3 protein-coding genes are annotated in these 3202 nt (G+C 78.2%); 1 reads left to right on the top strand and 2 read right to left on the bottom strand.

The genetic code is table 11. From position 1 onward, the window contains the following. Window positions 1-1771: TIM barrel protein (locus GQS09_RS27705; protein ID WP_165990268.1), on the top strand; the 1771-nt coding region annotated here is incomplete at its 5' end. 32 nt (window positions 1772-1803) lie between these two features. Here the strand turns inward: GQS09_RS27705 and GQS09_RS31150 are convergent. Both GQS09_RS31150 and GQS09_RS30525 read right to left on the bottom strand, forming a co-directional pair. Further along, a complete protein-coding gene (locus GQS09_RS31150; RefSeq protein ID WP_399552627.1) occupies window positions 1804-1956 on the bottom strand; it encodes a hypothetical protein in 153 nt (50 codons plus the stop codon). Then, a complete protein-coding gene (locus tag GQS09_RS30525) occupies window positions 1956-2642 on the bottom strand; it encodes a thioredoxin domain-containing protein (RefSeq protein ID WP_207958373.1) in 687 nt (228 codons plus the stop codon). Before GQS09_RS30525 ends, GQS09_RS31150 begins: the two co-directional genes overlap by 1 nt. Window positions 2643-3202: the final 560 nt, after the last annotated feature.

The raw sequence follows: 3202 nt of genomic DNA, 5'->3' as shown, positions 1-3202 counted from the left end.
GGCGCGCGTGGCCGGGCTGGCCCGGGAGGCGGGGCTCGGCGGGCAGCTGGCGGTCTCCAACGACACCGTGCCCTGGCTGCTGGCGCCGCCGCTGGCGGGCCGCGGCGTGGTCGCGGTGTGCGGCACCGGCTCGGGCTTCCTGGCCCGCTCGGAGCGCGGCGTCCCCGTCCGGGTGGGCGGCTGCGAATACCTGGGCAGCGACGAGGGCAGCGCCTTCGACCTGGGCCTGGCCGGGCTGCGGGCCGCCGTGCGGGCGGTGGACGGACGGGCCGGCCCCACGGCCCTGGCGGACCGGCTGGCCGCCCGGTCCGGTCTGCCGGCCCCGGAACTTGCCAGGCAGCTCGCCGGGCGGGCGTTCCCCAAGGCCGCGGTGGCCGCGCTGGCCCCGGTGGTCTGCGCTGCCTGGCTGGACGGGGACGCCACGGCCGCCGCGCTGGTACGGGCCGCGCTGGACGAACTCGTGCGGGGCGCGGCCACCGCCCGCGACCGGGCGGGGCTGACCGGCGGCTGGTCCGCCGCGGTCGGCGGCGGGGTGCTCCGCGGCTGCCCCCGGCTGTCCGAGGCGTTCGCCCGCCGGCTCCGCACCGAACTCGGCGCCGGCGAGGTGGTGTTCGTCGGCGACCCGGCGGGCACGGTGCTGGACGGGCTGGCGACCTGCCTGGACGGTGGCCGGCTGCGGCTCGCCGCCTGGCAGGAGGAGAGCGGGATCCGGCGGACCGACCTGTCCCCGGCGCCGGCCGCCACCCGGCCACGGCCGCGGAAACGGCGGCCGGGGCCGGGCCGGCAGGCGGACCCGGACCCGCAGACCGGCCCGCGGCTGGGCGTGTGCCTGACCGCCGGCCTGGGCCCCGGTCCGGACCGCGCCCTGGCCGCAGCGCGCCGCCTCGGCGCCGGCACCGTCGACCTGCCCACGGACAGCACCGCGGCACTGGTCGACCTCGGCCGCTGGGCCGGCGACCGTGACTGCCGGTCCGCCCTGCGGGCCCTGGTCCGCGCCTCCGGGCTGCGGGTCGGCTGCGTCAGCAACAGCCATGACACCCTGCTGCTGCTCGGCCCGCACGGACCGCACACCGATCCCGTCTGCCCCGGAACCGGCGCGGAGAAGCGGGCGCACGCGCTGCGCGCCGCCCTGGACACCGTCCGCCTCGCCGCCGACCTGGGCACCGCGCAGGTACGGCTGGTGTTCGGGGTGCCGGATTTCGCCCGCTGGATGTCCTGGTGGGGCAGCACGGCCGGCTGGGCGGACAACATCACGGCCTGGGAGCGGGCGGCACGCCCGGTGCTGGCGGCGGCCGCCGCGCACGGCATCACCCTGCTGCTGGAGCCCCACCCCAAGCAGGTCGCCTACGACCGGACGAGCACCGAGCTCACCCTCGCCGCGGCGGCCCGCACCGAGGGGGCGGCCGTGCGGCTGTGCATCGACCCGGCCAACTTCGCCGCCATCGGCCACGATCCGGTCGACGCGGTCCGCGGCTGGGGCACCGCACTGGCCGCCGTCCACGCCAAGGACGTGCAGCACTGGACGGGCGGCGGCCCGCCGACCGGTCCGGGCTGGACCCGGTACGGCCCCGGCCCGGCGTTCCGGTTCCGGGCCGCCGGCACCGGGACCCTGCCGTGGGGCGAGCTGCTGGCGGCGCTGGCCGCGGAGCGCTTCACCGGGGTCGTCTACGCGGAACACCAGGACGCGCTGCTGACGGCGCGGGACGGCATGGACACCGCCCTGCGGACGCTCCGCGGGCTCCTCGGCCGGACGCCCGCCCCGCCCCCGTGAGCGCGGCGCGGAGACCTGCGGCCCGGCGGCGGTCAGGCCCGGCTGCCGGCGGTGCTGCCGTCCGAGAGCAGGGCGTGGAGCTCGTCCGGGTTCGCGGGGGTGGCCACCTTCTCCCCGTTGAGCACCACGCCGGGCGTGCCGGTGACCCCGTAGCCGGGGATGTCCGCGGCGAACTTCTCGGCCATCAGCACGGCCCAGGGCGCGAAGGTGCTTGCGGTGACGGCCTCCTCGAAGGCGGCGAAGTCCTCCGGGTCCGACAGTGCGTCCACGGAGCGGCCGATCTCGNCAGTGCGTCCACGGAGCGGCCGATCTCGACCAGCCGCTCGTCGCTCTCGAAGTCGGCCGCACCGTTGCTGCTGGTGTGGAACTCCTCCGAGTAGAGCGCCGCCAGGTAGCCGAGGAACGCCTCGGGGCTGTGGTCCAGTGCGGCGCCCAGGGCGCTGATGGCGTTCTTGGAGCCGCTGTCGGACAACTGGTCGTCGAAGAAGGCGCCGAAGACGAACTCGACGGAGAAGTCCCCGGCCCGGATGCCCTCTTCGATGGCCGGTCCGAGGCGGCGGGAGAAGTCCGCGCAGTGCGGGCACCGCGGCTCCTCGAACAGGATCAGCCGGTCGGGGGCGTCGGCCTCGCCGATCAGGACGGTCAGACCCTCCGGACCGGAGGCATGGGAGGGGCTGACGACGCCGGCGGGGCCCTCCTCCGCCCCGTCCGGCGCGTCCCCGGGCCGGTCGCCGTCCCCGGGCGCACCATGGGCGGCCTCCTCACCGGCCGCCTCCCAGTCGGTGCTGTCGCCGCCGCCAGAGCCGCTCGCCAGGAACAGCCCGATGCCGCCGCCGACGGCCAGCACGACCGCCAGGCACAGGCCGATCACCAGTGCGGTGCGGCCCTTCCTCCGGGGCGGCTGCGGCGGGCCGTACGGGAGGCCGTACGGCGGGAAGGAAGGGGCACCCGGCGGGCCGTAACCGCCCGGGTGCGGCGGCTGCGGAAAGGGCGGCGGGGGCGGCGGAGCGGAAGGCGGTCGAGGGGGCGGAGGCGGAACGGGCGGCGCCGCCCCGGGCGGCGGAGATGTCCCCGGCTGCAGTTCCTTGCCCATGCCGCTTCCGTCCTCGGGCCGTTGTGGCTCCACCGTGCCTCCGCATCGTGCCGGTCCCGGTCCGCCGGTCCTGCCGGGAGCAGGCTACCGACGCGGGCGCGATCCCGGTACACGGCACCGGCCGGAACCGCACCCGTACCCGGGCGGGGCGGACCGGCCGCGCGCCGGGAGCTGCACCCGCACCGCCGCACCGGGCACGGCAACGGCAACGGGAGCTGCACCCGCACCTGCACCTGCAGCCGGAACACCCCGCGTACAGCTGCGCGCCGGTGCGGCAGGCCGGCGCCGCGCCGGACGGGCCCGCGCCACCTGCTGCGCCGGGTGAGGCGGCCAGGGGC

Origin of the sequence: Streptomyces sp. YIM 98790 (genome assembly GCF_011421595.1) — a bacterium.
In the GTDB taxonomy this organism is placed as follows: domain Bacteria; phylum Actinomycetota; class Actinomycetes; order Streptomycetales; family Streptomycetaceae; genus Streptomyces.
This window is presented reverse-complemented; position numbering and strand designations above follow the sequence as displayed.

Coding starts and splice junctions, on each gene's coding strand:
- GQS09_RS31150 (WP_399552627.1), bottom strand. CDS start 1,956: ATGGCCGAGAAGTTCGCCGCGGACATCCCCGGCTACGGGGTCACCGGC.